Source organism: Clostridioides sp. LIBA-7602, from assembly GCF_056688945.1.
On record NZ_CP196991.1, the window covers coordinates 2,859,618 to 2,885,447 of the forward strand.

The 25,830-nt window shown below is 28.3% G+C and carries 46 protein-coding genes; 3 read left to right on the forward strand and 43 right to left on the reverse strand.

Annotated elements, in window-relative coordinates; all coding sequences use genetic code 11:
* Positions 1-249: 249 nt before the first annotated feature.
* The 38 genes from ACTG45_RS13625 to ACTG45_RS13810 form a co-directional block, all read right to left on the reverse strand.
* The gene (locus ACTG45_RS13625) at positions 250-690 is read right to left on the reverse strand and encodes a phage tail assembly chaperone (protein ID WP_479919162.1); all 441 of its coding nucleotides are present in this window, start codon (positions 688-690) and stop codon (positions 250-252) included.
* A 72-nt stretch (positions 691-762) separates the two neighbouring features.
* Positions 763-1,239, reverse strand: a complete 477-nt coding sequence (locus ACTG45_RS13630) for a phage tail tube protein (protein ID WP_479919163.1) — start codon at positions 1,237-1,239, stop codon at positions 763-765.
* Positions 1,240-1,266: 27 nt separating this feature from the next.
* Entirely contained in the window at positions 1,267-2,577 is a 1,311-nt protein-coding gene (locus ACTG45_RS13635) for a phage tail sheath family protein (RefSeq protein ID WP_479919164.1), read from the reverse strand.
* A gap of 1 nt (position 2,578) precedes the next feature.
* Positions 2,579-2,764: a hypothetical protein gene (locus ACTG45_RS13640; protein ID WP_479919165.1), complete on the reverse strand. Its 186-nt coding sequence runs from the start codon at positions 2,762-2,764 to the stop codon at positions 2,579-2,581.
* Positions 2,748-3,185 (reverse strand): phage tail terminator family protein, encoded by a 438-nt coding sequence (locus ACTG45_RS13645; protein WP_479919166.1) that lies wholly within the window; start codon positions 3,183-3,185, stop codon positions 2,748-2,750. Before ACTG45_RS13645 ends, ACTG45_RS13640 begins: the two co-directional genes overlap by 17 nt.
* Positions 3,178-3,603, reverse strand: coding sequence for an HK97 gp10 family phage protein (locus tag ACTG45_RS13650; protein WP_479919167.1), 426 nt, complete (start codon positions 3,601-3,603; stop codon positions 3,178-3,180). The genes ACTG45_RS13645 and ACTG45_RS13650 overlap by 8 nt, the downstream gene beginning before the upstream one ends.
* Positions 3,603-3,965 carry a hypothetical protein gene (locus ACTG45_RS13655; RefSeq protein ID WP_479919168.1) on the reverse strand — a complete coding sequence of 121 codons (363 nt, stop codon included), beginning with the start codon at positions 3,963-3,965 and terminating at the stop codon, positions 3,603-3,605. The genes ACTG45_RS13650 and ACTG45_RS13655 overlap by 1 nt, the downstream gene beginning before the upstream one ends.
* Positions 3,959-4,360, reverse strand: a complete 402-nt coding sequence (locus tag ACTG45_RS13660) for a hypothetical protein (protein ID WP_479919169.1) — start codon at positions 4,358-4,360, stop codon at positions 3,959-3,961. The genes ACTG45_RS13655 and ACTG45_RS13660 overlap by 7 nt, the downstream gene beginning before the upstream one ends.
* 9 nt (positions 4,361-4,369) lie before the next feature.
* Positions 4,370-4,603, reverse strand: coding sequence for a hypothetical protein (locus tag ACTG45_RS13665; RefSeq protein ID WP_479919170.1), 234 nt, complete (start codon positions 4,601-4,603; stop codon positions 4,370-4,372).
* Positions 4,603-5,505 (reverse strand): capsid protein, encoded by a 903-nt coding sequence (locus tag ACTG45_RS13670; protein ID WP_479919171.1) that lies wholly within the window; start codon positions 5,503-5,505, stop codon positions 4,603-4,605. The genes ACTG45_RS13665 and ACTG45_RS13670 overlap by 1 nt, the downstream gene beginning before the upstream one ends.
* A gap of 17 nt (positions 5,506-5,522) precedes the next feature.
* Positions 5,523-6,089, reverse strand: coding sequence for a phage scaffolding protein (locus ACTG45_RS13675; RefSeq protein ID WP_479919172.1), 567 nt, complete (start codon positions 6,087-6,089; stop codon positions 5,523-5,525).
* Between the two features lie 67 nt (positions 6,090-6,156).
* The gene (locus ACTG45_RS13680) at positions 6,157-6,387 is read right to left on the reverse strand and encodes a hypothetical protein (protein WP_479919173.1); all 231 of its coding nucleotides are present in this window, start codon (positions 6,385-6,387) and stop codon (positions 6,157-6,159) included.
* Positions 6,365-7,861: a minor capsid protein gene (locus ACTG45_RS13685; protein ID WP_479919174.1), complete on the reverse strand. Its 1,497-nt coding sequence runs from the start codon at positions 7,859-7,861 to the stop codon at positions 6,365-6,367. Before ACTG45_RS13685 ends, ACTG45_RS13680 begins: the two co-directional genes overlap by 23 nt.
* Entirely contained in the window at positions 7,854-9,305 is a 1,452-nt protein-coding gene (locus ACTG45_RS13690; RefSeq protein ID WP_479919175.1) for a phage portal protein, read from the reverse strand. The genes ACTG45_RS13685 and ACTG45_RS13690 overlap by 8 nt, the downstream gene beginning before the upstream one ends.
* Positions 9,306-9,309: 4 nt before the next feature.
* The gene (locus ACTG45_RS13695) at positions 9,310-10,551 is read right to left on the reverse strand and encodes a PBSX family phage terminase large subunit (RefSeq protein WP_479919176.1); all 1,242 of its coding nucleotides are present in this window, start codon (positions 10,549-10,551) and stop codon (positions 9,310-9,312) included.
* Complete coding sequence (locus ACTG45_RS13700; protein WP_479919177.1) at positions 10,541-10,966, reverse strand: helix-turn-helix domain-containing protein; 426 nt, start codon at positions 10,964-10,966, stop codon at positions 10,541-10,543. The genes ACTG45_RS13695 and ACTG45_RS13700 overlap by 11 nt, the downstream gene beginning before the upstream one ends.
* Positions 10,967-11,021: 55 nt before the next feature.
* The gene (locus tag ACTG45_RS13705; protein WP_479919178.1) at positions 11,022-13,055 is read right to left on the reverse strand and encodes an NACHT domain-containing protein; all 2,034 of its coding nucleotides are present in this window, start codon (positions 13,053-13,055) and stop codon (positions 11,022-11,024) included.
* A 92-nt stretch (positions 13,056-13,147) separates the two neighbouring features.
* Positions 13,148-13,297, reverse strand: a complete 150-nt coding sequence (locus tag ACTG45_RS13710; protein ID WP_479919179.1) for a Thoeris anti-defense Tad2 family protein — start codon at positions 13,295-13,297, stop codon at positions 13,148-13,150.
* Between the two features lie 68 nt (positions 13,298-13,365).
* Positions 13,366-13,584 (reverse strand): hypothetical protein, encoded by a 219-nt coding sequence (locus tag ACTG45_RS13715; RefSeq protein WP_107578201.1) that lies wholly within the window; start codon positions 13,582-13,584, stop codon positions 13,366-13,368.
* Positions 13,585-14,133: 549 nt separating this feature from the next.
* Complete coding sequence (locus tag ACTG45_RS13720) at positions 14,134-14,616, reverse strand: hypothetical protein (RefSeq protein ID WP_479917171.1); 483 nt, start codon at positions 14,614-14,616, stop codon at positions 14,134-14,136.
* A gap of 101 nt (positions 14,617-14,717) precedes the next feature.
* Positions 14,718-15,443, reverse strand: coding sequence for an antA/AntB antirepressor family protein (locus tag ACTG45_RS13725; RefSeq protein ID WP_479919180.1), 726 nt, complete (start codon positions 15,441-15,443; stop codon positions 14,718-14,720).
* Between the two features lie 13 nt (positions 15,444-15,456).
* Entirely contained in the window at positions 15,457-15,864 is a 408-nt protein-coding gene (locus ACTG45_RS13730; protein ID WP_479919181.1) for a RusA family crossover junction endodeoxyribonuclease, read from the reverse strand.
* Positions 15,854-16,285 carry a hypothetical protein gene (locus tag ACTG45_RS13735; RefSeq protein WP_479919182.1) on the reverse strand — a complete coding sequence of 144 codons (432 nt, stop codon included), beginning with the start codon at positions 16,283-16,285 and terminating at the stop codon, positions 15,854-15,856. Before ACTG45_RS13735 ends, ACTG45_RS13730 begins: the two co-directional genes overlap by 11 nt.
* Before the next feature lie 13 nt (positions 16,286-16,298).
* Positions 16,299-16,514 carry a DUF3850 domain-containing protein gene (locus ACTG45_RS13740; protein WP_479919183.1) on the reverse strand — a complete coding sequence of 72 codons (216 nt, stop codon included), beginning with the start codon at positions 16,512-16,514 and terminating at the stop codon, positions 16,299-16,301.
* 18 nt (positions 16,515-16,532) lie between these two features.
* Complete coding sequence (locus ACTG45_RS13745) at positions 16,533-16,772, reverse strand: zinc ribbon domain-containing protein (protein WP_227824576.1); 240 nt, start codon at positions 16,770-16,772, stop codon at positions 16,533-16,535.
* A 13-nt stretch (positions 16,773-16,785) separates the two neighbouring features.
* The gene (locus ACTG45_RS13750; protein WP_479918925.1) at positions 16,786-16,971 is read right to left on the reverse strand and encodes a hypothetical protein; all 186 of its coding nucleotides are present in this window, start codon (positions 16,969-16,971) and stop codon (positions 16,786-16,788) included.
* Between the two features lie 96 nt (positions 16,972-17,067).
* Entirely contained in the window at positions 17,068-17,190 is a 123-nt protein-coding gene (locus tag ACTG45_RS13755; protein ID WP_479919184.1) for a hypothetical protein, read from the reverse strand.
* The gene (locus ACTG45_RS13760; RefSeq protein ID WP_479919185.1) at positions 17,174-17,308 is read right to left on the reverse strand and encodes a hypothetical protein; all 135 of its coding nucleotides are present in this window, start codon (positions 17,306-17,308) and stop codon (positions 17,174-17,176) included. The genes ACTG45_RS13755 and ACTG45_RS13760 overlap by 17 nt, the downstream gene beginning before the upstream one ends.
* Entirely contained in the window at positions 17,308-17,673 is a 366-nt protein-coding gene (locus ACTG45_RS13765) for a hypothetical protein (RefSeq protein WP_243194479.1), read from the reverse strand. The genes ACTG45_RS13760 and ACTG45_RS13765 overlap by 1 nt, the downstream gene beginning before the upstream one ends.
* A gap of 11 nt (positions 17,674-17,684) precedes the next feature.
* Positions 17,685-17,942: a hypothetical protein gene (locus tag ACTG45_RS13770; protein ID WP_167640229.1), complete on the reverse strand. Its 258-nt coding sequence runs from the start codon at positions 17,940-17,942 to the stop codon at positions 17,685-17,687.
* A gap of 82 nt (positions 17,943-18,024) precedes the next feature.
* Positions 18,025-18,435 carry a single-stranded DNA-binding protein gene (locus tag ACTG45_RS13775; RefSeq protein WP_479919186.1) on the reverse strand — a complete coding sequence of 137 codons (411 nt, stop codon included), beginning with the start codon at positions 18,433-18,435 and terminating at the stop codon, positions 18,025-18,027.
* Between the two features lie 16 nt (positions 18,436-18,451).
* Positions 18,452-18,616: a resolvase gene (locus tag ACTG45_RS13780; protein ID WP_479919187.1), complete on the reverse strand. Its 165-nt coding sequence runs from the start codon at positions 18,614-18,616 to the stop codon at positions 18,452-18,454.
* A gap of 62 nt (positions 18,617-18,678) precedes the next feature.
* Positions 18,679-19,632 carry a DnaD domain-containing protein gene (locus ACTG45_RS13785; protein WP_479919188.1) on the reverse strand — a complete coding sequence of 318 codons (954 nt, stop codon included), beginning with the start codon at positions 19,630-19,632 and terminating at the stop codon, positions 18,679-18,681.
* An 8-nt stretch (positions 19,633-19,640) separates the two neighbouring features.
* Positions 19,641-20,249, reverse strand: coding sequence for an ERF family protein (locus tag ACTG45_RS13790; protein ID WP_479919189.1), 609 nt, complete (start codon positions 20,247-20,249; stop codon positions 19,641-19,643).
* Positions 20,250-20,258: 9 nt separating this feature from the next.
* Positions 20,259-20,768 (reverse strand): siphovirus Gp157 family protein, encoded by a 510-nt coding sequence (locus tag ACTG45_RS13795; protein ID WP_479919190.1) that lies wholly within the window; start codon positions 20,766-20,768, stop codon positions 20,259-20,261.
* 83 nt (positions 20,769-20,851) lie between these two features.
* Complete coding sequence (locus tag ACTG45_RS13800; protein WP_479919191.1) at positions 20,852-21,166, reverse strand: hypothetical protein; 315 nt, start codon at positions 21,164-21,166, stop codon at positions 20,852-20,854.
* Between the two features lie 10 nt (positions 21,167-21,176).
* Complete coding sequence (locus ACTG45_RS13805) at positions 21,177-21,392, reverse strand: hypothetical protein (RefSeq protein ID WP_479919192.1); 216 nt, start codon at positions 21,390-21,392, stop codon at positions 21,177-21,179.
* A 10-nt stretch (positions 21,393-21,402) separates the two neighbouring features.
* Entirely contained in the window at positions 21,403-21,555 is a 153-nt protein-coding gene (locus ACTG45_RS13810; protein ID WP_479919193.1) for an Arc family DNA-binding protein, read from the reverse strand.
* A gap of 95 nt (positions 21,556-21,650) precedes the next feature.
* Here ACTG45_RS13810 and ACTG45_RS13815 point away from each other — a divergent pair, with 95 nt between their 5' ends.
* Entirely contained in the window at positions 21,651-21,821 is a 171-nt protein-coding gene (locus ACTG45_RS13815) for a hypothetical protein (protein ID WP_021401433.1), read from the forward strand.
* Between the two features lie 134 nt (positions 21,822-21,955).
* On the opposite strand, the gene ACTG45_RS13820 is transcribed toward ACTG45_RS13815, so the two are convergent.
* From ACTG45_RS13820 to ACTG45_RS13835, 4 genes are read right to left on the reverse strand one after another with little or no spacing between them, the layout of a single operon-like run.
* The gene (locus tag ACTG45_RS13820) at positions 21,956-22,144 is read right to left on the reverse strand and encodes a hypothetical protein (RefSeq protein WP_479919194.1); all 189 of its coding nucleotides are present in this window, start codon (positions 22,142-22,144) and stop codon (positions 21,956-21,958) included.
* A 12-nt stretch (positions 22,145-22,156) separates the two neighbouring features.
* Entirely contained in the window at positions 22,157-22,459 is a 303-nt protein-coding gene (locus ACTG45_RS13825; RefSeq protein WP_479919195.1) for a hypothetical protein, read from the reverse strand.
* Between the two features lie 56 nt (positions 22,460-22,515).
* A complete protein-coding gene (locus ACTG45_RS13830) occupies positions 22,516-23,259 on the reverse strand; it encodes an antA/AntB antirepressor family protein (RefSeq protein ID WP_479917198.1) in 744 nt (247 codons plus the stop codon).
* A gap of 36 nt (positions 23,260-23,295) precedes the next feature.
* Entirely contained in the window at positions 23,296-23,505 is a 210-nt protein-coding gene (locus ACTG45_RS13835) for a hypothetical protein (protein ID WP_021385649.1), read from the reverse strand.
* Positions 23,506-23,681: 176 nt separating this feature from the next.
* On the opposite strand from ACTG45_RS13835, the gene ACTG45_RS13840 reads away from it, so the two are divergent.
* Complete coding sequence (locus ACTG45_RS13840) at positions 23,682-24,077, forward strand: helix-turn-helix domain-containing protein (protein ID WP_479917199.1); 396 nt, start codon at positions 23,682-23,684, stop codon at positions 24,075-24,077.
* Here the strand turns inward: ACTG45_RS13840 and ACTG45_RS13845 are convergent.
* The gene (locus ACTG45_RS13845; RefSeq protein WP_479919196.1) at positions 24,074-24,211 is read right to left on the reverse strand and encodes a hypothetical protein; all 138 of its coding nucleotides are present in this window, start codon (positions 24,209-24,211) and stop codon (positions 24,074-24,076) included. The two genes, ACTG45_RS13840 and ACTG45_RS13845, sit on opposite strands and share 4 nt — an antisense overlap.
* Positions 24,212-24,651: 440 nt before the next feature.
* Here ACTG45_RS13845 and ACTG45_RS13850 point away from each other — a divergent pair, with 440 nt between their 5' ends.
* Complete coding sequence (locus ACTG45_RS13850) at positions 24,652-25,773, forward strand: tyrosine-type recombinase/integrase (protein ID WP_479919197.1); 1,122 nt, start codon at positions 24,652-24,654, stop codon at positions 25,771-25,773.
* Positions 25,774-25,830 lie beyond the last annotated feature (57 nt).

Here is a 25,830-nt window from a genome sequence, read left to right on the forward strand (position 1 = left end):
CATAATAATTTTATAATATTATTATACTATAATAGTACAATTTTTACATTATACATTATCTCCTTCTACCTCTCTTTTTCTCTCTTTCAGCTTCTTTCATTGCTTCTTCTTCATCCTCTATCTTAACAAGTATTGAGGCGGCTGCTAATGCTCTCTCGTTAACTTCTAAATTCAAGTATTCGCTAGGTTTCCACTTTAATTTTTGAATACAGTAATGAGTAATACTAGCATCAAAATCACCGCCCCTAATTAGTTTTTTGCTTCTTCTACTTTATCTTCAAATGAGGTATCAAATCCATTAACCTCGTTAACTTTTACAGTGTAATTTACATATTCTCCTGCTGTTAACATTGCCTTCAACAACTGAGCTTCTCCCATTACTCCATAACTATTTTGTAACTCAACGTCTTTCAAATCGGGAAATACAGTAGATGCTACACATAATTCAGCTACATAGCTATTATAGTCAATTTCACTTGTATATTGTCCTGTATGTTTCCCATTATTCCCAATTACCTTCACTCTTTTAGTACAATTTCTTCTTAATACTTCATCTTCCTCAGAAGATAAAACTCTTAATTTCCATTCAACCGGTTTTCCTTCTTCATCTAGAAATCTATCACTTACCACATACATTACATTCTCATTTTTTATTGCATTTTGACTTAAAAAAGCACTTAAATTACTCATATTATTTTAATCTCCTCTTATTTTTATTTTTTTACATAAAAAATACACATCTATAATATATAAATGTGTATTCTATATCATACCTAATAGCAATTTAAACTCCTCAGGCATATCCCAATCATCAAAAGTAAAATCTATATCTTCATCTAAATATTCACTATCTGCATCAAATTTAGCCAATGTGACCTCATCTATATTGCAATCTTTTAATATAATAGTCTGTCTACCTGCAGCAGATGTAGGGTCTTCATTAGTAATTTGCATGTCGAAATATATATCTTCTCCAGTTTCTTTATATCTCAGCATAAGTTTTCTAAAGATAGAAGTATTGTAATGAGTAGTTGCACTTCCTGTCCCTTCCCATCCAGTTGTTTTGTTCCCTTTTCCTGTTTGACCTAAAATTGGTATCTTACTTTTATTCTTTTTAAACTTAGCTTCTACCTTTACACACTGCATAAGAAAATATCTTTTTCCTTCTATGGTAACATAACATTCTGCCAAAGATGCACTTATTGCATCTTTTGACTTCATAGTAATATTTTTAGCCATTTTAACACTCTCCTTTCTAGCTTTCTTCTAACTAACAGAAACAGTCATATAAAGCTTACTCATAGCATTAATAACCTTAACTGCATCACTTACTATAACTGTTTTCTTATCATTTCCAAGCTCTACACTAACATCATCAGTTTTAAAATCTTCTATTGCTCTAATATTTTCTAATTCTTTATGATGCTTAACAACATCATTCCAAAACGATATACGACCAGCCTTATCGTTAGGCACTTTACCAAGATATTTATCATTAAATAAAGTTGCTATATCATTAGCAATTTGGTCAAGTACTCTAACACTTTGATTACTTGAGAAATCATCATTCTTATCATCTGTGAAACTAACAAAAGTGTTTATATCCTCTAATACATGAACTTCATCACCAACCTTGTGGAATATAAACTTACCAGTTTTTAAAGCTTCCTCTAACTGTATTTGAGTATAATTAACATCAACATCAAACTCACCAGCATACTTTTTGTTAGTATTAGATTTATTTATATCACATCCAGCTATAGCTCCAGTTGACCAATAAATTAAACTAGATTCTAATAATCCAGCATCTTTTATTTTATTTTCTACAGATACTACACCTTCATAATCTGCATCACTTTTCTTATACAATACAGTCTGAAACTTAGCTCCTACCTTATATCTCATTCTTTTTGTAAACTCTACAAACAAACTTTTAATCTCTGTTGTTGTTGCTAAACATCCTAAAGCATTAAATGAGTAGCTTTCTATTTTATCTAAGAAAGCTTGATATTCTGTCCCTGTAATCGCTTCTCCATTAGTACCACCAGTAAATACAAGTCCTGCACTTGCTTCTAGTGTTACATCCTTCTTCCAAGTGATATAGTCATTGTCAATTAAATCTGTAATGACTTTTGCTATTTGTGTATCTACTTTCTTATTATCCAAAAGTGTTACAACATCAAATTTAGTGTTATCATCAACATTTGTTGTAACTATTACTTTTAAGTCATTACCTCTTATTCCGCTACACTTCGCTATAGCAATAGTGCAACTAGCTTTAACTCCTTTGTTTAGTTTATAAAAGTATCCTAGCCTTATATTCTTAAATAAATCTCTCAAGCCTTTTAACTTTTCATGAGTGTAATCATATCCAAAATACTTAACTGAATACTTCTCAAAATCATCACTAGTTACTTGAAACACTTCTTCATCAATGCCCCAATCAAGTTCAATCGGCATTGCGACAATACCTCTATCACTAAGAGAACTGGTTGCTCTCTTAGCTGAGATAAAGTTTATATAAGCACCAGGTAGTACCTTATTTTGTGTTACAAATGTTCCTCCACCTAAAGCCATATTAACTCACTCCTTTCATAAATTTATCTATTATTTCCTCTACCTCTGAGAAGGAATATAATTCATTTTCTTTTAAAATTGCATTTAATAAATCTTTTCTATTTACATACTTTTTAGAATTAACTATCTGCTCCTTAGTGAACTTGTAATTTTCTTCTTTACTTAATGTTTTACTCAAGTTTATCACCTCTCTTTAATCCACCAAATAATTCAACATCACTCATTTTTTCTGTATTATTACTTTTCATAGTGAAATAGTTATAATCAACAAAGAAGTGTAGCACATTATCCACGACTTCAAAGTTCATATTTGTACCTCTAACTAAATCTCCATTGATTTCTATATACTCTAATTCCTCCAACAACATTTCAGCTATCTCATTTATCTCAAATGATTTATCATTACTTTTTGGAAAATAATGTACATCAAAAGAGTTCTTTTTTAATGTCCTGCCACTTGGATATGGTACTTTACTTGGATTTAAAGGGCAAATAAAAAAACAAGGTTCATTTATCCCTTGTTCTACATCCTCACTGTAAATTGTATAACTTTCTCCAAACGATTTGTCTAATTTTACTGATATTCCATCAATTATATTATTAAGCATCAAATACTCCTTTCAACAAGATTAATAACTTTTTCTCTATAATCTTATCAACTTGACTTTGTAGTTCCATTTCTGAAATAGTTAAGAAATGTTGTCCTTTAACCCATCCCTTACCATCTTTAGTTCTATGCCCGAAATTTACATAACTTGCATATTCAGTTGGATTAACAACTTCTATAATATAATTATTACCTTGCTTAAATACAGGAAGTGACCTCGCATAAGCTACTCCACTCCAACCCTCTCTTAAAAATCCTGTATCAACTGGTGTTCTTCTAATTACTTTTCCAAGTAATCGTGCTGCTAATTCTCTTGCTGCATCCTTACAAAACTTATCTAAATCAATCTTTGTAAATTTCTCCATTTTCTTACAAGCTCTTTTAAACTCTCTAAAATCAACACTACCCCATCTAGCCATTATGCTTTATCCTTAAATAATTCCAATATTACCTCTTGATGGTTTGGGTATATAGCAGATTCTCCACTTCTTATATATTCTTTTGTAATATTATTTTGATTAGTTATAATAAGTTTTGAACCTGCTTTAACTTCTATGTTTGGAGATATAAAGAGTTTAATAGTTTGTGTAAGTTTAGCTACTTTTCCCTGTTCTGTAGAAGTAATATTCTTATATGAAAGCTTACAAGGTTGATTTTCTAATACAACTATTTCTTTATTGTTAGTCCTTTTACTTACAGGGTCTTTGACTGGCTGATACTCAACTATAGTACATTTATCTCTATATAACAGTTCTATTGCTCGTCTCGCTTTATTTACCATCTTAAACACCTAAAAGTTAATATTTTATCTTTACCATAAGTAGTAAGGTATGCTATAAGACTATCAAATCGTTGTTCAGGTGTTTGTGAGCCACTTCCTATAGCAAAGTCTATCTTTGTATCACCTTCTGATATAGACTTTTCTACAACTTCAAAATTGAGACTTTCTATATCTAATTGACCCATATTTTTCTTAGTAAATAGAAATTCTCCAACTATCATATCTATTTCAATATTTTTTAATTCTTTTGGAATTTCATTTATGTTACAATCAAGTTTAATTATATTCTCTATCTTTTCTTTAACAAAACCTATTAACCACTTATCTCCATCTTTTAATGTATATTCAAAGCTTTCAAGTCTTTTTTCTATATCATCAATTATATTATTTTCCATAACTTTCACCTACTTTTTAGTAAGCTTATTTTTCTCTTTAAGCTGCTTATTTTCTTCTTCTAAAGATTCAACTTTATTTCTTAAAATATTATTTTCAGCTACTAAATCCTTTATATTTAAAGACTTACCATATTTCTCTACTTTTCCAGTTTCATCTATCAAATCATATCCCATCTCTAAAAAATCATCTATTCTACATTCTTCTATAGTTAATATTCTATTTAATTTCCTTACTTGTGCCATTATGCTCCAGCTCCTTCAACAACAAATTGTATTGCATCAGCTTTTTTATTTAATATAAATACATCCTCAAAACTCTCTTCAAAGTATAAATATTTACCTTCTGTAACTGCTTTTGGTTCATCTAATGTAGAAAATTGATAAGAAACTGGTGTAATTATTGCACTTGGATGTATTAAAGACATAAATATTTGCTTAGCTCCTGCACCTGCTTTCCATCCAGTAGTAAAGTCATATACTGTTTTCATAAGATTAGATGGCACTTTAACTATCTTAACTGAATCAATATCAGTTGTTTGACGATTAAGAGAAGTCCCTCCATCTTTTATATTTACAGTTCTTTGTATCTCTTTTGCATTCTTGATTAAAGTGTCAACTCCTGGTGTAACATATAATATTCTTCCAACAGCAGGTACTCTAGCTTCTGTCATTTTTTCCATTAACTTATCAAAAACCTCTAAGATATTTGCTGTTGTAAGAACTGTTGTATCTGCTGTTTTACCTAGAGCTATCCAATCAGCATATATTTTAGATATACAGTAAGCATCCATTTCAGGGAATTTTTGTTCCTCATTATATACCTTTGTAATATTACCTATTGAAGTTACATAATTAGTTTGGTCAATATCTGCTGGATGAACTAATGTTGACCATTTTCTTTGATTAGTTAATGGTTTAGACTCCCAAGCATTGTCATAATTTCTTTGAGCTGCTGTTATTGTATCTCTGTTTGAATCAACTCTCCCAGTCGTGCTTATAGTTGGTATTTCTATTGTTTTAGAACCAGTCCATCTATATCTATTATTATTTTCTGTAGCATATAATTCTCCAAAATATAGTACATATGGATAAGCCTGTGCTAGAGCTTGTGAGTATTCCTTTGCATATTCTAATGGTTGTGCCATATTCTTATTCCTCCTAGTTATTGTTTATTATTTTCATGTGGTTTTACACCATTGAAGTTAAATTTAAATCCAGTTGATTTTAATTGTGCATCTCCTGGTGTTATAGTATCTATTTTAGGTTCTTCACCTTCTAGTGTTGCATTAAACAAATAATCTTTATCCTGTTTCAAAGGGTTTATTTGCTCTTCAAAAGCCTTTTGTCTATCTTTACTATTTCTTAGTGCTTCCACGTCTAAATGAGCTTTTAATGCTATTTCATCCCTACATTTAACAGATTTAAAAGCATCACCTAACCAGTAATTAAAGTCTTTTTCTTCAATTTCTTTTTTGTAAGTTTCTTCTAAAGTTTTCTTATCAGTTTCATAAGTTGTTTTTAGACTCTCTACATCTTCTTTTGTCATACCTCCTTCAAACTTTTTAATAGTTTCATTAGCTGTATTAAGTTGTGTTTCAAGATTTACATAATCTTCTTGAGTAACTGTAGTCTCTTTTATTTTCTTTTCTATAGACTTTTGAAGAGAAGCTACATCAATTTTGTTATCCTCGATTTTTATTCCTTCTAGCAATTCTTTTAACCAATCCATTTTAAATATCTCCTTTCATTTTTTACAAAATAAAAGCACCTACTAATTCATTACTTAGCAAGTGCTTTTAACATTGATAACTCATTTCTTTTTTCAGAACATCATTTTTAGCAGCTTTCATAAGTTTAGATACTGCTTTTAAAGTAGTTGCTTTACTGATGTGTTCATCTTTTGACTCTCTTATTATTTCATAGTTATAAGAGTTGTTTAAATATATTTTTATTCTTCCATCAAGATTATTTTCTTCATATCCATAACTATATATAACATACTCATCATTCTTTTCTAATAAGTTCATTAAGACAATCATCTTCTTCAAATTCTCCTTTCCTTTTAATTAATTCTTTATACCAATCATGTTTTTTCTCTGTTATTCTATGAGCTTCTAAGTTACTTATATTATACTTTTTCTCAAATATACTTTCAAGGTATTCATGTTTCAATAGAATAATATCAATATCTTCATGTGTTCCATTTATAAGCCTTTGCCAAGCAACCGACATACTATAATCAGCATCTAGCATACTTCTAGTTCCATCTCTCATTATATGGGTATTGTAGAAAATATGATTTTTAATTTGACCTATACTTTTTTCTGACCAATTTGTATTCTTTGCTATTTTTAAAATATCATCTTTTCTATTTCTAATATTATTGTAATATAGCTCTGCTTCTTCTTCTCTTCTTATATTCCACTCTATATCTCCTTTAGTATATTTTCCGCCGGTTTGTTTACTATTATTTTTAACATATTTCTCATGCCACTCTTTATACTTCATTGATGATGGTACATAATAAGTCTCACCATCTTCTTCTCTTGCTGACCTATAGCTTTCTTCACCATCAAAATACGGCACTACTACACATCTACATCTAGGATGAAATGGTGGAGCTGTAATTCCTATTTCATAATGCTTCATTTCAATGACTTTACCATCAAGAGGACTGCATCTCTTCTCACAAACCCTGCTATCTAATGCACTTACTATTTCATATTTCTCAACCCCTAGACTATTAAAACAATCCCTTTGACTTGCTGAACTAAAAAAGGCAAGCTCAGATTTTACTAATAACTTAGCTTCTTCTTTGCTTGTATTAAAGTTTTTATTAATTTTATTTGTTAAGTCTCCAGAAGATGCTCCATTAATTAAAGTTTGTTTTAATCCTTTATCAAGTTCACTTATTAATTTTGGTCTATGCTTATTCCATATTCTATTACTAAATGTTATTCCATCAGTAGTCCAAGGTTTATTAATTATTTTATTAATCATATTTGGAATAAGCATGGCTAATAAAACTCCTAAGCCTACACCTTTTTGAGTCTCAAAAGCAGTATGATAATAATTATCTTTATATGTGTCTGCTATAAGTGTATTTATATCTTCATACTCCTTTGAGTATAATGCCTCAATTTGATGCCTTGTTTTTAACTCTAATGCTTCTAGTCTACTTATACGAACTCTTTTAACTGCACTTTCTAGTTCTTTCAGCCACTTTTGACTAATTGCATTTTCTTCTCCATACTCGATATATCCTTCTAATGATAATTTAAGTTCAGCTAATTCCTTTGAATTTAATAACTTTTCAGCTTCTTGCATATTTATTTTATTATCTTTACCAAATTTCATATACCAATTATTTATTTCTCTAATAATATTATATAAAACTAAATCATATTGTTTTTCTAGTTCCTTGTTAAAGGTATCACCTTTGTTATGAACATCTTCTTCTAACTGATTAAAAATCTTTATCCAGTAATCCATATTATTCATTTATAGATTCACCTTCTTCAATTTTCTTTTTAGCTGGAAAAACATCTTCATATTCTTTCATACTTTCTTCTTTCTGTTTTTTAAGTCTTTCAAGTTCGTCATTAACATCTTCAGTCCAAGGATGATTACTAACAATAGTTTCATCTGATATAATTCCAGTTGATTTAGCTGCCATATCTATCTTTTCGGCTTCATTTATTATCATAGAATGATTAAATGTTATTTGGACTGACTTATAATCATAGCTCTTACTGCTACTTATCTTTAAATACTCACATACAAACCAAAGAAGCTCTCTAATTGCTTTTTTAAACTTCTTTTCAGTCTTAGAACATTTTAAATCAAGTAGTGAATATAAAAATTTAAGTGCTACACCCGATTTATCACCTGTATTTTGAGACTCGGGATTAACCCCTTGACCAAAGATAATTATGTTCTTTTCTAATCTATCAAGAAGCTCCTTTTTAGCTTCGATTGGTATGCTTATTTCTAATTTATCAACTCCACCATTAGCTCCTACCTTGATAGAATGATAATATCTTATGTTATTTGTAAACTCTATTAAATCAGTATTGCTGTATTCTTTTAACACATAAATAGCTTGTTGAATTTCATCTAAATTATCTGCAAGAGTAGAAATATTATTATCATATATATCAATTAATGATTTATAGAAAGTTAAATCAGATACACACTTTTCATTATTTTTAAATGGTATAAATGGAACTTTACCCCATCCTTGCTCTTTATTATTTACTTTGAAATGACCTTCTTTTACATCTGTTAATGTTCCATACTCGTTATATAATAGCTCTTGAACAAAGCTATTCCCTCTTTCAATAAAGTAAGTTACATCATTTTCTGTATAATATTCAACTCTTTTTATCTTGTTACCATCTATATCTTCAATGTAGTAGAATCTAATAAATGCAACTAATTCCTTTTGTCTTTTGTTGTCCCACACAGGAATAGCTTCCTCAGAAGGTATTATTACATATTTAAACTCACCTTTTCTGTCAATATATGGATGTAGCCATTCAATACCTTTGTTACTAGCATTGAGATAGAGTTCTGTTATTGTATCATCAAATTCTTCCCCTAACAGGTCATTTAAAAGCTTAGTGAAATTGTCATCATCTGCATTAAAGACTATTGGATTTCCGACACTATAGCCTACTTTCTGGTCAACTAATAACTTATGATAGTTATTAACTGCTTTATTATTAACCTTAGTAAAATCTACAACCTTAGCACCATCTAAAATATAATATCTTCTTTTATTTTTTATATCAGCATTACCATAATAGTATGCTTCTCCTTCTTGGTACTTCTCTGGTCTATGTTTTAAAATATAATGTTCTATAACATTAATAAGATTAAAAGTACTTTCTTTGTTTAGTTGAGCTTTTATTAAATCTGTTTCACTTATATAAATATTTAACACCTCCTTACTTCAAGAAGCTTATTCCTCCATACTCCATGTCATTTTCTAAGCTATATCTTAGTGCATCTATTAAATGGTTATCTTTGTCTACTGCAATAGGTAAGATATTTCCATTCTTATCCTCTTTATATTTATACTTATTTATTTCATTTTTAAAATTCTGGCATCTTGGATGTATTATAATTTCAAGCCCTTGTAAAAACTTGATACCATACTCAATAGAACCCGCTCCTTTTCTCGCTGAAACTGCATTGACTCTTAAATCATTAAATTCAGCTACATCTTTTGGACTTGCGTTATCACAAATAACTAAATCTCTATTTGCTTTTTTACTAACTAAAGGCGCAGCTTCTCTATTTAATAATCCAACCGCTTCTATTTCATCATATATATATAACTTTCTTCTCATCCTATCGTAGTGTGATTTTACATATGCAAATGGGTCGTCTGCAAATCCCCAGTCAATTCCATGTCTAAAATTATCAAATGTACTTTCAATATCTGAAAAATCTTCAACTCTCCAATTCTTAAATATTACAGCACCAAGTACACCCCAATTTCCAAGAGTGTAGACTTCATAGTAATATTTATCGCTTTCATTTTCTAAAGCTTTTATATCATCTTCTGCTAAGAATTTATTATCCTTATATGTAGTTTTTAGAATACTTACATTATCTTTTTCTACATACTGTTTATCATCTTCCCATATGTCAAAATACTCTGTGTATAACCAATGGTCTTTAAGTATTGGATTGAAGCTTAGTGTTAGCCTCTTTACCACTTTGGATTTACCTCTAAGTCTCTTATCAAGCTGTTTGACTGCTTTATAATCTGTCTCTGTTGCTTCTTCTACCCATATATCAGTTATTACACCATCTATTGGGGTTATTGATTTTACTTTCTCAACATCATCTAAACCACAAAATAGTATTTGCTTATTGTTTAACTTACAGGTTATTATCATATCTGTTTTATTTACTTGAAAATATTCATTTAACTTAAAATTACTGATAGCTTTTGTTATCTCATTTAAACAAGACCTTTTCAAAGTACTTTGAACATTTCTAACGATTAAATAATTCCTGTTTCCCTTAAATACATCTAATACTGTTCTTTGAGCTAAAGAAAAAGATTTACCTGAGGATGAACCACCAAAGTAAATCTGATACCTATTGTTATTATTAAGTTGGTGCTTTAAATAGATTGGATTAAATATATCGGGATTAATTTCTAAATTAATCGCCATATTCTTCATCACCTACCTTTATTGTAATATCGCTTATGTTTCCACTATGTTCAATATCTCTCTTATCCCTCCATTCAACTGGCTTTCTATTTTTCAACCAAAATATCTGTGCTGTAGTATCTGGTACTATATGTTTAGTCACTCTTTTAGTTTCTTGACCTTCTTCATATGTTATTTCATCATATTCATAACCTAATGCTCTTTTTAGTAGGGCATTTTCAACTTGCCTGTCAATTACTTCTTTTCCCTTTTTTAAGGCATTACAAATATTACTATACTTCTTTTTCCAGTCATATAGTGTTTTGACATTTATTCCAATATTAAATGCTATTTGTTCATCTGTAAGCCCATCTCTTGCCCATCCTTCAATCTTAATTAATCCTTCTTCTGTTATCCAGTATTCATATTTTGCCACATCACCACCTCGTTTTTGTTTGTTTTGGAAATAAAAAAGAACTCTTTTGGAGTTCTTATAGGAAGTCTATGTCATTTTGTTCTTCTTCTATTTCTTTCTCTATCTCTCTTTTAATATTAATACATTCTTCATAATTAAAAATTACAGTTCCAGCTTCTACAAATAAAGATTTTAAATATTTATATAGAATATCATTGGCGAATTTAAAATATTCTTTTTTATTTAATTCATTATCAATATTATCTTCAAAAACATAAAGACCATGACTAATGTTGTCTATTAATTCGTCATTAGAAAGAGAATCATACCTTACATGACAAACAAGGTTAGACTCTTTTCTTTTTAATAATTTTAATAAATTTATTATATTTTCTTTTCTAAGTCCCATTACTGAAAACATTCCATTAAAAATTATACCACTAGCATTACTGTTTTTCTCTATTGGAAATTTATCTCTAATATAGGCATTCCTTTCAAGTCTTGACCCTTTTTTATTCTTAAAATAATTTATTTTATTTTCACTCAATATATAAATATATACTTTTTCATAGTTGAATAAGATAGCTTTTCTTAATGATAATTCATCTTTATCAAAATCATTATATATATCATTATGATATTCTTCATAGAAGAATTTGTCTAAATCTTTTATTGTTGGAAATATTATACTTCGCATAAAACTCTTATAATCTATATCATAACAAAAATCTAACACATTATAATACTTATTTATTCTGTTTCCTTCAGACATTTTCTTTAGTAATATAGATTTTTCATCTGAGTCATAGCAAATATAACTAGCTGCAAAATACTCTTGAAAAGATTTATGAGACCATCTATATTCAATACCATCTTTAACAAAAACAGGAACATTATGAATTAAATCATAAAGTAAATCATTTTCGTTAAACTCAAATCCTATATTTTTTCTTTTTGAGTTATAGATTATATTAATAAGCTCTTCTTTAGAATAACTAACACCTTTAGTCAACGTTATAAATCCAATAGTTCTTAATATTTTATGGAATTCTTCTAGATTTAAACCACTCTTCTTTTCTCTATAATATCCAGCTCTTTTTGAGTAATCATGTTTTTCAAATAGTGCATCATAAACTTGTCTATAAAACGCATCTTTTTTATGAGGAATTGACTGTTTGTATTTGAAAGATTCACATAACAAAGAAACCATTAAAGGATTTTCCAAAAACTCTTTAATTATTTCGAAATTTTTATCTTCTTCAATTTTCTTCATTAATAATCTTGAAATTTCTTCATTATCATCATTATACTTTTTAATTAAATTATATGCCTCTTCTTTTTTTAGTGGATATATATAAAAGCTTTGAAAATTACCAAAAGATAAAAGTTCATCTTCTTCTCTTGATGTCATTAAAAAAGTATTATTTCCAGCTTTGTCAACAAAATTTTGGAGTTTTTCAGTAACTTGAGTTTTATATTCTTTATTTATTTCATCATAACCATCAAGGAAAAATATAAAATCACCCCTTTCAATTAATTTTAAAACTCCTTCTTTATCAAAGTGTTCACTTATGCCATTAATTTCATTCATTATAAAATCTATTATATCTTTTTCTTGTGATAATCTTCTTAATTCTATTAATATAGGTATTCCTTTAGATTCATTTATTGAGCTTAAATATAAATATTTAGCTATAGTAGATTTTCCCATACCTGCTTGGTCTATTAATAAAACTTTTTTATACTTTGGTAAAAAATCATCCTTATAACTATTAATTAAAATATAAATTTCTTCCTCCTCATAAGAAGAATCAAAAACATTACGCTTTGACACTGTTAATGGTATATATAAATCATCAATTGTTTTTTGTTGATTTCTAAATACTATAGTATTCATGTATATATAATTTTTATAACTTCTTTCCATATATTCATTAAATTTATTTTCTATTAATTTTAATTCTTTTTTGCTCCTTTGTTTTCCAAGCGCTTCTTCTACTTTATTACTTAAAAATTTTTTAACTAAATCTTTTATCATCTCATCTGCACCAGTTGATTTTACAACTTTGCTTGCTGCGATAATTGCTTGTGCACATAATTCTGCTTCCATATTAATCCCCTCCAAAGTATAAAATTCAACTTCAAAGGTCAATATCCTTCAAAAACCATTCGACAGTTACAAAATAATTCTAAATAACACTTTTATCTTATTACTTCCCAATCATCTGCAAATATATCTCCAGCACTAGGAACCCACATAGAATGTGAATTATCAGCATTTTTTATTTGAAAATAAGGATTACATTTAAATAAATCTCCTTCTTTTAGTCCCCATACTTCTTCAAATTTCATAATTTATTCTCCTTTTCAATTTATTATATAAAAAAAGACCATCTACAAAGATAGTCTTTTAACTTATTCTATTTTTTTATATTCTTTATTCTTTTTATTTGCCAATCCTCATCAGTATTTTCCATTATGTATGTTCTAACTATTTCACCACAATCCAAACATAAATCAGAATATACGGTTGCTACTCCTAGTAAACTATATCTTAGTCCAATATTACCAGTATTTCCTTTTCCTCCCCATTTAATATTTTTTTGAATTTTCTCACTACCACAGTTAGGACATTTCATGTTTATACCTCCTAAAATTATCATATATTTTATGTACAAGTATATATATTTGAATTAATTTAATGTCTACACAATCTTTGATTTACTTATATATTACCAAAAGTTTGTGTACTGAATATGAACTTTATTAGAATAATTTTAGAATTTAAAAAGACTAAGTAGGGGTAACTTAGCCTTTTTTAGGGAATGTATATTGTTGGTAACAAGTTCTAGGAATCGAACCTAGATTAAACCACTACTTGCATGGTGAGTGAGGTTACCAAGCCCCACCCGATTTTTAGACCTCTGAATTAAGATACAAAATTGTATGAGATTTTAATCTCAATTCAAATACTTAATATAGATTTTGAACATAGTTAGAATTGAACTAACAGCATCCTCATGCCCTGCCTAGTCTGTTCACATAAGCTAGAGTAATCCCTTAACCCTAGCCTAATATATATTTAGTTTTGAGAGGGAAATCTTTATTTCCACAATATTATTATCTCACATAATTAGCAATAAAAAGTCTCACGATAGTCTCCAAAAAGTCTCAAAATAGTCTCATTTTTAAGCTTTCCATGAAAAAATAGGCAATTCAAACTCTTTTATTTTCGGATATAACATATCCATGATTTTGCAAACTATCCTTTTTCTTATTCTAAAGCAATGACTTCTATCTATGTGCATAGCATTAGACATATAATCCATATTTATTTTTTCATTGTTCATGTACATTTCATTGAAGAACTCTGTTTCAAAGCTATTTAGACTTGTTAATGCACATTCTATAGTTTCTTTTTCAATCTCTAGTGTTTTCTTATCTTCTTTTAATCTATTTAAATCTTCTTCTCTTTTAATAACTTCATTTTCCACACTTGAACTTATATTATAAGTAGGTGATGTTTTTTCTTCATAACCAAGAGCCTTACATCCACAAAACTCGTTTTCTAACTTTTTAATATATATATCTTTTATTCTTATTTGACTCTCTAATTTTTTATAGTTATATAATCTTCCCTCAACTTCTTGGAATAGTGTCTTTTTATTCATACTTCCACACTCCTATCAATTATTTATGTTATAATATTATTGAGTATAATAATTCTATATTTTTGACAACTGGAGTGTGAAAGCACTCCTTTTTTCTTTAATTAACAGAAATTATCTTTTTCAAAGAAACTAATCTGATTTGTTTTTCTTTCAGACTTTATAATTCTAATTGATTCATCTATTAAATTTAACGAATTAAGTAACACATCTTTTGGTATATCCTCCCATTTATCAGCACCTAATACCAATAAAGTTCTTTTCTTAACAAGTTCAAATTCTTCATTAACTTTTGATATACCTAATCTTTCTTTTATATAAGAAGATATATCATATTTGGTTTTGGATGTTGGTCTATAGTATTCTGAACACTCTTTTTTAAGTTGTTCCATTTGTATATTATGTTTAACATCCATTTTAAGCAATGATTCATTCACAATAGTATTAATTTGACTAAGTTGTGAATTTGATAAGGTTCTATTAAGTAACTTCTCTAATCTTATAAAGTATCTTCTTATTTCCCTTCCTTTATGATTGTTTTGTACCATAGCAAGCTCTTTTGCTACATCAAGCTTTAATACATATTCTTTAGATGGTCTACCACCATTTGAGTTTTTCACATTTTTATGAAAAACTGAATAATCCTCATTTTCCTTAAATCCATATTGTTTAATCCTATCTTCAATCCAGTCTATAAACTGTCTCTTAACTTCTAAGTTACTATGTAGCTCTCTAGCAAAAACTATTTTCTCTCCTGTATCAGTTTCATAAACTGTAACCAAATCATCTGCTACAACTCTTAAGTTTTCATTTATCATAATATCGTTCATATTTATACTCCTCCTATAATATTTCTTCTAACTCAATCTCGATTCTTGGTCTATCACTATAATATTTACTAGCTACAACCTCAACTATCTGTGTATCATCTTTATAAGCTATCTCATTGAGTGAATCAGCTACCACTTTAATAACATTGTCAATATCGGGTTTTTTACTAGGTCTTAACACATTATTTCTTTTCTGTTCTTTAACTTTTTTACTGTTACTTTTAGCTATAGAATAATAGCACCTTAAAGTCATTTTTATATAACCTGTAAAATGATACTTAACTTTAGATTGATATAGCCACTTTATAAGATTCTCATAATCTTTAGTTTTATTAGGTGTATAGGTCCTTTTAGTTATACAGTTCATTCTTGGTCTTTCTTTTCCGATTGGTTCTCCATCTATTGTAAAATTAATCTTCATTTGCGACCTCATTTAGTTCTATTTCTTCTTTATCTGTAACAGTAAACCAAGATGGTTTATATCCAAATTCATTTATCCATTTAGAAAATACTTTATTTAATCTATCATCAAGTATTTTTCTATCTTCATCTTCTATTCTTGTTATCCAATCTTCTCCATATTCGTCAAATTCGTCGTCAATCAGTTCTTGAACACGTTCTAATGCATCTTCTACATCTATTCCTGGAAGACTAACATCTTCTCTTTTACCAACATAAACCAGTTCCCCAAACTCTTTGTCATAAATACATTCTCCAAACTCTCTAAATTTGAGAAGTTCTTCCTTAGCCGCTTCGATAGCTTCCTCTCTACTTTCATATTCATCATCGCTAAAACATTCATCATCCCAACTATATAGCCACACATCTTTTTTGCTTTGCATATAAATTCCTCCTCTATTTTATTCCTAATTGCACATACCCATTTCCCAATTTAATAAGATACTCAACCTCTTTGTTTACCTCAATTCCTGTAAATTTTCCATCTTTAAAAGCTTGGAATATAACTGTATCTCCTGCTTTAAAATCTGCTATATGCTCTACTTCAATTTGTTTTTTATTCTTAATTACATCTTTAAAAGTACTAGAAGATATTTGCAATTCATGTATCATAAGCTCACATCCCTTAATTTACTCAATTACTCTCATATTCACTTTTCCATTTTTAAAAAGTTTTATTTGATATTTTTTTCCACAATGAGGACAAGTAACTATCATTTTTTTAAACTTAACTAATGTGTAGAAATTCCTACCACATCCACCAAAACATTTACCTCCATTAAATATTTTAAATTCTCCATAGTCTCTATCTAACTCATCTGCTTCATCTCTATGTTCATTAACTATATATTTATATATCAGAGTATTCATTAAAAACACCTACCTAATCTATTTCGATTTCGACTATAGCTCTACTTAAAAGCTTAACATTATAATTTTCTTTTATATTTTCCTCATCTTTCTTAAACGCTCTTGCTTTCTCTAAATCTGTAAATACATGACTATATGTCTTTCCTTTTTCCCACTTTCTAGTTGTTTGCCAAGTAACTATAAATTCTGTTGTAATCATATTAACAATTACTCCTTTATATAAGTTAAAGTAAATCTATAAAGTTCTTAGTTTCATTCATAAAATTACTTTTACTATTATTTATCCACATAAATTTCATATATTCTCATGGTCTTTACTATTACAATTTTCACACTCTTTTAAATTTAACCTATATTCATAAATCCTACCAACCATAAAACTAGTTACTATTAATGTAATACTAGTTAAAATATTCATTTTTCAACATCTCCTCATATTCTTCTCTAGCCTTGTCTATAGCGATTAATATTTCCTCGCCATCATTATATAGCTCTTTTGCTCTTTTAATTGCGTATTCAGTTCTTGAAACTTCCATTATTCCTCCTCAACATATTCAGCTCTCCACCCACTTCTAGTTTGACTTTTATTTCTTATTGCTTGATAAACTGACTGATGTTTTAATCTTAAAAAACATGCTGCACTATCTATAGAATTAAATATTTTTTCCTTGCCAGTTTTAGTATTAATCAGCTTTATTTTTGAACCTTTTTTTATCTTTTTTCTTTTTCTTTCAACATCAAACTCTATTAACATTTTTTCAGAAGTTGGAAATACAAGTTCTCCATCTTCTATTACTCCATAGATGCAGCAATATAATGCCATGTAACTTCTAAGTGTCAAATCATCTTCAAATATGTTATCTACAACAGAACCACTAAAATATCTATCAACTTTAAACATTTTAATCCTCCTTATTCAATTGGCATTTCAAACACTTTTTCTTTGTAATACCTAACTCCATCTTTATTAATAATGTCAAACTTAGTCCCTGCAATGATAGCCTCTTGTATTCTGTTTAATACTTCAATGGCTCTTCTTTCTGATTTATATTTTCCTATCTCTCTAAAATTCGATTCTCCTTCAAATACTGCATATACTTGTTCTCTATTCACTTCAATTCTATTGACTTTCATTAAATCTAATTTATCTTGGCTTCTAATTATTATCATTTCTATTCCTCCAATATATTTATTTTTATTTAACTTCTAGGAAGTAATATTGTATAATCACTCCCTAGATTATTTAATTTAATTAAAAAGGTATATCATCATCATCTATTGCTTGAAAACCTTGTGGGTCTAGCCCTGGTGGTATATATTGCTCTTTATGATTATTGCTATCCCCTTTACTAGAAAGTAATTCTAAGCTATTCACATTAACTTTAATAATAGTTTTCCAACATGCGTTATCATCTTTGTAATTATCAATATTTAATTCTCCAAAAACATATATCTGTTTACCTTTTGTAAGATACTGTGCAAGATTTTCCACATGCTTTCCTAACTGTTCACAAGGTATAAAGTCAACTTTCTTTTTGCCCTCTCTATCTTTGTATTTCCTATCTACTGCAACTCTAAATAAAATTTTAGGTGTTCCCGAATTAGGAAGATACTTCAATTCTGCATCTGCGACCAATCTTCCAACTAAATTTATTGTATTCATTTAAATAGCCCCCTACTTATTCTTCTTTTTTTATAAAATACTCTACACAATTAATACTCTTATTGTTTTCCTTCTCTTTATCGAGTCTTACTGTATAACCTGCCTTTATAAGTAACCTTGCTATTTCTAATCTATCTGTATCATTTAACGACCCATTTTTTTGTGCATATATTTTACTCATTTTGTACCCCCTTTCTAGGAAGCAATAGTATGATATTTACTTCCTAGAAGTTTAATTTAATTTTATTTGAATTTAACTTTTTGACTTTTCTTAATAATGTCGTCTAGCTCATCACTTGTATACTTAGTAAATGTTTCATCAAAATTATGAAAGTTAGTTTTTTTAATTTTACTAGGAGCATTAACAACCTTGTTACTAGATTGTTTCTTCTCCTGCCTACTCTTTTTCTTCCTCTCAAACTCATTTTGATACTCTGTAAGTTCTAAACTAGTTTTTACATTTGCTTCTATCCAGTTATTTAATATTGTCTTTACATATCTATAGTTCTTAACTCCACTCCCTACAGCTTCATCAATAGCCCTTATAATTACTTCTAACTCCATTCCATCATCTAGAAAGCCTAGTAACTCTAAAAAGTTGTTTGGAGTAATTACACCTATATAAGATTCATAATATTTTTTTATGTAGACAGTTTTATCTAATTCAGATTGTTCATTAATAACAATAGTAGTAATACCATTTTCTTTTAAACCTATTTTCTTTTTAATACTATTTTCTTTTATGTTGCCGATTTCCCGACCTCGGTTTTGCCGACTTCCGGTTTCGCCGACTTCGGTTTTACCAGCTTCCGGTTTTACCGGAGTCGGGAAATCGGCACACGGTTGGGATTCAGTATTTTCAACGTTTCCAGAATTTACACTTTGAGGTGTATCAAAAATATCATATCTATAACCTTTCATTTGTCCTTTTTTATCCCTTATTTGTGTCCTAATAACAAAACCTTCTTGCATAAGCTCCTTTAAAGCATTACTTACTTTTGTCTTACTATCTTTTCTATAACTTATTAATGATTTTGCATAAACTTTATGACTACCTGACCTTTGAAATCTTAGCATCTGAGTAACTACCCCTATAGCTGAATAAGAAAGATTTTTATTATCAAGTATTGTGTTAGGTACTCTTGTAAAAGGGTCATCAAAATTTATATGAAAGTATGTTTCGTTATTAAAGTCCAATATATCACCTACTCTTGATTTTGCTTATCTAAAATGCTCTTATATCCATTTAGAACCTTTTCATACTCTTGTTTAGTCAAATCTATTGTTAGCTTACTAAACTTCTTATAAACCTCACTATCGACTCTATTTTTATCCTTATCTATAGACTCGCCTAAAAAATATAATGTATTTAATTCATCTTCACTAACTTCTCTTTTTTTTTGTTCTTTCCCATGTGTATTTGTTGCATCACTATCTTTTGTATCATCAATGCAGAATAATCCATTCAAAGCATATTTTCTTGCATAGCTTGATACGCTTCCAGTTACTTGTGCTAAATCCATGCCTTTCTTAGTTTCATCTTCTCTAGCTAATGCCTTTACAGATACTGTTTCTCCTGTTTCTGCATCTATTAAAGTTGCTGTAGCTTCTACATAGAATCTAGTGCCTATTTGAACAACTTTATCATCTAATATAACTAACGCTTTTTCTTCTTTTAAAATAGGTTTTAAACCTTCTAGTATATCCTCACAACTCCTATAATTGTATTTACCAAAGCTATTAAATTGATTTTTAGGTGCTTTTAAAACACTCTGTATATTTACAAGCTTCATATAAATATTATTAGTTTCCATATCTCCCACCTACTCTTTTTTAGCTTTTGGAATTGTTAATGTAGTTCCATATTCAATCCTGCAACCTTCAACTTTATGACCTTTTTTGATAAAGTCTTTTATAGTATTCTTATCTACTTTTATAACTTGCTCTACTGTTTTATATATACCAGGTATTTTTTCTTCATCTTTTATGACCAAGCTACCTGCCGATTTTCTTATGCTTATATTTCCTAAGACCGTTTCTACCTTCTTAGTACCAAGTAACTCCATGCAATCTTTTATATTGTTTTTTAACCTATCAAGAGTATTCTTTTTAACTCTCTTTAACTCTTGCAATCTCTTAATTTCTAAATCTATAGAGCTTATATCACTGTCAATATTCATTATTACTGAGACTATTCTAGTGTTTTTATTTTGTATCTCTTGCTTTATTATTTCTTTTATTTCCTCTAATTTCTCAGCTTCATTTCCTGTTATTTCTGTTAAACCTTCTTCTATTTCTAATAAATCTGTAGTTAATTCATATAAAGTACTCATAATTTCCCTCCATTTATGCTATAATTAGCTTAATTAAATTTTTTAATAGTTATTTGAATTGAGCCTCGTCACAGGCTCTTTTCTTATATCTGTACCTCTATAGGTCTATCTCTTTCAATTTCTTCTAAAAACAATTCAAATCTCTTGTAATCTTCACTTTCCTCATGTTCTTTTGATTTAATCTCTACATTTATACTTTCTAAAATATTTTCAACAGCATATTTTGCTCTTTGCCATGCAACTATTTCTCTTAGATAATCTCTCATGTGTGCATCATCTATTAAATCCCTGTCTTTATTTCTAAGTTCCTCATAAAGCACACTATTTTTACTTATCTCTAATTCAGCTAAATCTAATTGTTTTTTCACCATTTGTTTTACTTTGTTTAAACTTTCCATAATTAACCCCCTAGTTCAAATTTTTAACTTCATAATCATTATCTTTAATATCTTCTACTGTTAATGCTTGATACTCCATACATCCTCTTTCTTTGTCGTAGTAAGCTAAATTCAACTCATTTTCTGTTACTACTACTACAATGCAATCAATTTCAAAATTAAGTCTTTTACAATTTACTTTTACTGCATTTCCTACTTCAACTTTCTTTAAATCGAATTTATTCATAATTACCTCCTTATTTTTCTATTTCTTTTATGTAATCCCAAAGTATGTGTAATATAAGTGAGTTCATTGAACTGCCTTCTATTGATGCTATGATTTTCATTTTTTCAAGTAGTGCTGCTGGTAAACTAAAAGTAAACCTTACTCTCTCGTCTTTGTCATACATTTGACGTCAAGCATTTTTATTGACTTTCTGTATTAATTATTTTATTATTAAAGTGTCATAAAGACGTCAAATTTTGTGTTGAGGAATGATAAAATATGTCCAATAAAGATATTTATACTCGTGAAGAAGATAAGAGATTTACACTAAGAATTAATAAACTTCTTTTTGAAAAAATCGAACAACTTGCTCAAAAAGATAAGCGTTCTGTAGGTAGAGAAATTGAATTTATTCTTGAGAAATATTTTGAAGATAATCCTTTAGAATAAAAACTACCATATCTTTTAATGTATATCCTTTAACTTTTGCCTGTTTTAGAAGCTTGTCTTTAAGTTCTCTAGACAGGCGTATTGTTGTTTGCTCTATTTGCATCCAATCACCTTTCTCTTTAATTATTTATGGCTCATTTTATTTTTAAATCTGCTGGTAAATATGTGTTAACTACATTTATATCTCTTGTTAATGCACTTCTTTTAACTTTCTTATCTTTATTAAACTTCTTGTTACTTCTCTGCTCGTCATAGTATGTAATCCTGTATAACGCTTTATTTCTCTCTACCTTATAAACTTTATTTTTATAGATTGTTTTCATAGAGACTCCCTTCTATTGTTCAAATACTCCACCTGTTTTCAAAACCCAATTTCTGAATGAATTTTTATCAACTCTGTAATCTGTTCCAACTTTTGTTGTAATAAAGGCATTTGTAGCTCTTGCTTGTTTAATCATACTGTGAGCCTTTTTATCAGAACATTTAATGTAATTACAAAACTCTTTAACTGTCATAAAATCCATATCTTCTTGCTTGTTTTCTAAAATAAGTTTAGTTATTTCCTCTGCTCTTGTTAAAAGCTCTCTCATTTCTTTTACTAGGTCTTTTCTAGTTATGCAATTTTCGTTATAGTTCATTTAATCACTTCCTCTTCAAAATATTCTGTGTTTAGTTTTCAAAGTGCTAGTTTTATTTAACCTAACATTGATAATTGTTCTTCCTGCTCCTTCAATAGTCTTTTTAAAATATACTCTTGACCTTTTCCTGTAACTCTAGTTGTTTTAAAAGTAAATGTACCAGTTGATGTCTCCTTAACACCTTCTACGGTTTCTAAATAATCTCTATCTATTGCAACTTGCTTTGGTTCGGTAGAATTCTTAAATACTAAATCCCATTCTCTTAATTTCTCGTATAATCTTTTCTCTCCAATAACTATCCCTTTGCTTTTAGAAATGATTTTTGCTACCTCTCTTACAAGTAAACTATTTTTTGATGATGCTATTTGATTGATAAATTTACTTTTTTCCTGCAATTCTTTATTTTTTTGCTCTATTGTTTTATTTGCTACAATTAACGCTCTAGCCATAACCTTCTCGGGACTATTCCAGTCTTTTTCAATCTGTAGGAAATACTTTCTTGCTTGTTTTCCTTTTTCATTACGTTGTATCATAGCTATTTCTTTTGCCATATCTAATTTAATTACATGGTCTATATATTCAATTTCATTCCCTTGAGCTGTTACTTTTTTTTGAGTAAGAGATATAAAATCTTCATTTTCTACAAATCCATAACCAATCATTCTATTAAACCAATCATTATATCTGCTTCCTACTTCTAAAAATTCATGTAAATCTCTTGCGCTTAATATTTGTTCTTGATGTTCATTAACTCCCACTTTTATAAGATTTTCGTTCTCAATTACTTGTAAACTATTCATATGTTGCAACCTCTCTCTCTTTAAGTTTTCACTTTGCTAACTTTTTCTATAGAAAAGTTCCTCTATTGTTATTTCTGGCACCCTTTCTTTTATGCAATTATATATATTAAACATTTCTGCCTGAGTGAACTCTCTAGCTCCCTTTTCTTTCATATAATATGATGTTAGACACATATTAGCCACAGTAGCCATTTCTTTTTGTGACATCTCCATAAACTTTCTATACCTAGCAAGATTGTTAATCATTTTTGTCACCTCTCTTTGTTTTCATTCTGTTAACTTAATTATAGTTAACATTTTGCTAACTGTCAATACATTTTTATGAATTTTTTAATAAAAATATACATTTTGCTAACAATAGTTATCATATTGCTAATAACATGTTATCATTTAGTTAATTATTAAAACGGAAGGTGAATATTATGACTAATACATTTGGAAACAGATTAAAAAATTTAAGAAGTGAAAAAAGAATAACAGGCGAAGAGTTCGGAAAAATATTAAATGTTACAAAAGTAGCTGTAAGCAACTGGGAAAGTGATAGAAGATTTCCTGACCAAGATACATTAAAAAATATTGCTGACTATTTTGATGTATCAATAGATTATTTACTATGCAGAAGTAATACAAGAAACATAATTAATGATGAAGTTAATACAACTACTACAGCTTTTGATATAATCGAAAATTCAGATGCTAATAAAAAAGTTAAAGAACTTATGAAAAAAATATACTCTCTCAATGATGATGATAGAAGTGCTATAGAAAAAATAATTGATAATGCTTATATAATAAAAACAAAGGAAGAAGAGAATTAAAACTCTTCTTCTCTTTCTATTTTTTTTAATAAACTTTCAAAAAACTCAGCATCCAATTCTAATAATAACTTTAATTCTTCCATGGTCTTTTTAATGCGTTCTTCTTCATTAATACTTTCATTTGACTTATACATATATATCCCCCTATCATAAGAACTTATGTTCTTATTTTTAGTTAAAAACTCCCAACAATTTTTTAATAAAAACTATGTAATTATACCCTTTCATTTCTAGAAATATTTTCCGACTATTCAGAATTGTGTTAGATAATTATCTTACTTACATAATAATACTTTTGATTTGTTAATGCAATAAAAAAAGCGTAATTGTAATAAAAAAATCGAATTTTGTAGACAGTTGGAAGTTTTTTCCAATTAAAGGTATTATTAATCGAGCTTTTTATTATATTTTTTTAAATTCCATCATGTATATAGTATCTTTTTAAATATAATTTATTTATACATTTATTATAAAAAAATTGTATCAAAACATAATATTATTTTCTAATAAAAACATGAAAAAGATTTATACTTGATGTAAAATATAATCATAGACTTTAAGGGAGGGTTAAATTATGGACTCAACAGCAGCTTTTATAAGAAAAAGAAGATGTAAATTTTTTGTATATGTGGAGTATGTGGATGAATTTACAGGAAAAAAAAGACAAAAAAGTTATGGAAGTTATGAGAAGAAAAAGGATGCTGAAAAACGTCTGATAGAGATAAAATCTACTATAAACAATAATAAGTTTATAGCTCCAAAGGAGCTAACTGTAGTTGATAGATGTTACAAGTACATAGAAGATTTAAAATTAAACTTATCTCCTGTTACAACACAAACATATGAGTCTATAACTAAAAATCAAATACAAGTTTTTTTTAAAAACATAAAACTTTCTGAACTAACACCTATACTAGTACAAAGTTTTATAAATCAAACTTATATTGAATATGAAAAAGGAAGTGCTAATACATACACTACATTTTTAAGAAGTGTCATAAAAGAAGCTTATAGACTACGAGAAATAAATGAAAATATAAATGATTTTATAAAAATTCCTAATGTGAGAGGAAAAGAAAAAAATATAAATATATATGATAAACAAGAAACAAAAGAATTGTTAGATAAATTGCTTGGAAATAAGATAGAAATACCAATTCTTCTAATGGTTACTCTTGGATTAAGATTTAGCGAGGTCGCTGGTCTCAGATGGAAAGACATAGATATTGATAATAATATAATTAATATTAATCAAATATTACTTTATATTAAAGGAAATTTTCAATTCAAAGAACCTAAAACATGCGGTTCTAAAAGAAGCTTAACAGTTTCTAAAGAGGTTATTGACAAATTAAAACAAGAGAAGCTAAGACAGAATAAATTAAAACTTCAAGGACTATTGGAAAATGAACACGATTTAGTGTGTTTAAATGGTCAACTTAGACCTTGGACAGAAACTAATTTAAGGTCTAATTTTATAACTTTCACTAAAAAAAATAATTTGAGACAAATTAAGTTACATGATTTAAGACACACACATGCTACACTTTTATTACTAGCTAGAACCGATTATAAGACAATCTCAGAGCGTTTAGGTCATTCAGATATTAATATTACATTGAATACATATTCTCATGTCTTAGACGAAATGAACGAAGAAGCAAGTAATAATATAAGCAAATTACTATTTAGTTAATGTGTCAGTAGCGTGTCAGTAATGTGTCAGTAAAATACTATTTTTTGCCCTATTTTT

Coding starts and splice junctions, on each gene's coding strand:
- ACTG45_RS13725 (WP_479919180.1), bottom strand. CDS start 15,443: ATGAACGATATTATGATAAATGAAAACTTAAGAGTTGTAGCAGATGAT.
- ACTG45_RS13775 (WP_479919186.1), bottom strand. CDS start 18,435: ATGAATACAATAAATTTAGTTGGAAGATTGGTCGCAGATGCAGAATTG.
- ACTG45_RS13765 (WP_243194479.1), bottom strand. CDS start 17,673: ATGTTTAAAGTTGATAGATATTTTAGTGGTTCTGTTGTAGATAACATA.
- ACTG45_RS13710 (WP_479919179.1), bottom strand. CDS start 13,297: ATGAAATTTGAAGAAGTATGGGGACTAAAAGAAGGAGATTTATTTAAA.
- ACTG45_RS13755 (WP_479919184.1), bottom strand. CDS start 17,190: ATGAATATTTTAACTAGTATTACATTAATAGTAACTAGTTTTATGGTT.
- ACTG45_RS13695 (WP_479919176.1), bottom strand. CDS start 10,551: ATGGCGATTAATTTAGAAATTAATCCCGATATATTTAATCCAATCTAT.
- ACTG45_RS13820 (WP_479919194.1), bottom strand. CDS start 22,144: ATGAAAACAATCTATAAAAATAAAGTTTATAAGGTAGAGAGAAATAAA.
- ACTG45_RS13665 (WP_479919170.1), bottom strand. CDS start 4,603: ATGGCACAAGTAAGGAAATTAAATAGAATATTAACTATAGAAGAATGT.
- ACTG45_RS13705 (WP_479919178.1), bottom strand. CDS start 13,055: ATGGAAGCAGAATTATGTGCACAAGCAATTATCGCAGCAAGCAAAGTT.
- ACTG45_RS13675 (WP_479919172.1), bottom strand. CDS start 6,089: ATGGATTGGTTAAAAGAATTGCTAGAAGGAATAAAAATCGAGGATAAC.
- ACTG45_RS13825 (WP_479919195.1), bottom strand. CDS start 22,459: ATGAACTATAACGAAAATTGCATAACTAGAAAAGACCTAGTAAAAGAA.
- ACTG45_RS13770 (WP_167640229.1), bottom strand. CDS start 17,942: ATGATAATAATTAGAAGCCAAGATAAATTAGATTTAATGAAAGTCAAT.
- ACTG45_RS13680 (WP_479919173.1), bottom strand. CDS start 6,387: ATGAACTTATTAGAAAAGAATGATGAGTATGTTATATATAGTTATGGA.
- ACTG45_RS13805 (WP_479919192.1), bottom strand. CDS start 21,392: ATGAATAAATTCGATTTAAAGAAAGTTGAAGTAGGAAATGCAGTAAAA.
- ACTG45_RS13740 (WP_479919183.1), bottom strand. CDS start 16,514: ATGATACATGAATTGCAAATATCTTCTAGTACTTTTAAAGATGTAATT.
- ACTG45_RS13630 (WP_479919163.1), bottom strand. CDS start 1,239: ATGGCTAAAAATATTACTATGAAGTCAAAAGATGCAATAAGTGCATCT.
- ACTG45_RS13790 (WP_479919189.1), bottom strand. CDS start 20,249: ATGGAAACTAATAATATTTATATGAAGCTTGTAAATATACAGAGTGTT.
- ACTG45_RS13835 (WP_021385649.1), bottom strand. CDS start 23,505: ATGATTAACAATCTTGCTAGGTATAGAAAGTTTATGGAGATGTCACAA.
- ACTG45_RS13750 (WP_479918925.1), bottom strand. CDS start 16,971: ATGATTACAACAGAATTTATAGTTACTTGGCAAACAACTAGAAAGTGG.
- ACTG45_RS13625 (WP_479919162.1), bottom strand. CDS start 690: ATGAGTAATTTAAGTGCTTTTTTAAGTCAAAATGCAATAAAAAATGAG.
- ACTG45_RS13735 (WP_479919182.1), bottom strand. CDS start 16,285: ATGCAAAGCAAAAAAGATGTGTGGCTATATAGTTGGGATGATGAATGT.
- ACTG45_RS13830 (WP_479917198.1), bottom strand. CDS start 23,259: ATGAATAGTTTACAAGTAATTGAGAACGAAAATCTTATAAAAGTGGGA.
- ACTG45_RS13715 (WP_107578201.1), bottom strand. CDS start 13,584: ATGAAATGTCCTAACTGTGGTAGTGAGAAAATTCAAAAAAATATTAAA.
- ACTG45_RS13730 (WP_479919181.1), bottom strand. CDS start 15,864: ATGAAGATTAATTTTACAATAGATGGAGAACCAATCGGAAAAGAAAGA.
- ACTG45_RS13780 (WP_479919187.1), bottom strand. CDS start 18,616: ATGAGTAAAATATATGCACAAAAAAATGGGTCGTTAAATGATACAGAT.
- ACTG45_RS13795 (WP_479919190.1), bottom strand. CDS start 20,768: ATGAGTACTTTATATGAATTAACTACAGATTTATTAGAAATAGAAGAA.
- ACTG45_RS13760 (WP_479919185.1), bottom strand. CDS start 17,308: ATGGAAGTTTCAAGAACTGAATACGCAATTAAAAGAGCAAAAGAGCTA.
- ACTG45_RS13670 (WP_479919171.1), bottom strand. CDS start 5,505: ATGGCACAACCATTAGAATATGCAAAGGAATACTCACAAGCTCTAGCA.
- ACTG45_RS13720 (WP_479917171.1), bottom strand. CDS start 14,616: ATGAATAAAAAGACACTATTCCAAGAAGTTGAGGGAAGATTATATAAC.
- ACTG45_RS13645 (WP_479919166.1), bottom strand. CDS start 3,185: ATGCTTAATAATATAATTGATGGAATATCAGTAAAATTAGACAAATCG.
- ACTG45_RS13650 (WP_479919167.1), bottom strand. CDS start 3,603: ATGGCTAGATGGGGTAGTGTTGATTTTAGAGAGTTTAAAAGAGCTTGT.
- ACTG45_RS13840 (WP_479917199.1), top strand. CDS start 23,682: ATGACTAATACATTTGGAAACAGATTAAAAAATTTAAGAAGTGAAAAA.
- ACTG45_RS13745 (WP_227824576.1), bottom strand. CDS start 16,772: ATGAATACTCTGATATATAAATATATAGTTAATGAACATAGAGATGAA.
- ACTG45_RS13800 (WP_479919191.1), bottom strand. CDS start 21,166: ATGGAAAGTTTAAACAAAGTAAAACAAATGGTGAAAAAACAATTAGAT.
- ACTG45_RS13815 (WP_021401433.1), top strand. CDS start 21,651: ATGTCCAATAAAGATATTTATACTCGTGAAGAAGATAAGAGATTTACA.
- ACTG45_RS13660 (WP_479919169.1), bottom strand. CDS start 4,360: ATGGAAAATAATATAATTGATGATATAGAAAAAAGACTTGAAAGCTTT.
- ACTG45_RS13685 (WP_479919174.1), bottom strand. CDS start 7,861: ATGAATAATATGGATTACTGGATAAAGATTTTTAATCAGTTAGAAGAA.
- ACTG45_RS13655 (WP_479919168.1), bottom strand. CDS start 3,965: ATGGTAAATAAAGCGAGACGAGCAATAGAACTGTTATATAGAGATAAA.
- ACTG45_RS13845 (WP_479919196.1), bottom strand. CDS start 24,211: ATGTATAAGTCAAATGAAAGTATTAATGAAGAAGAACGCATTAAAAAG.
- ACTG45_RS13635 (WP_479919164.1), bottom strand. CDS start 2,577: ATGGCTTTAGGTGGAGGAACATTTGTAACACAAAATAAGGTACTACCT.
- ACTG45_RS13850 (WP_479919197.1), top strand. CDS start 24,652: ATGGACTCAACAGCAGCTTTTATAAGAAAAAGAAGATGTAAATTTTTT.
- ACTG45_RS13810 (WP_479919193.1), bottom strand. CDS start 21,555: ATGTATGACAAAGACGAGAGAGTAAGGTTTACTTTTAGTTTACCAGCA.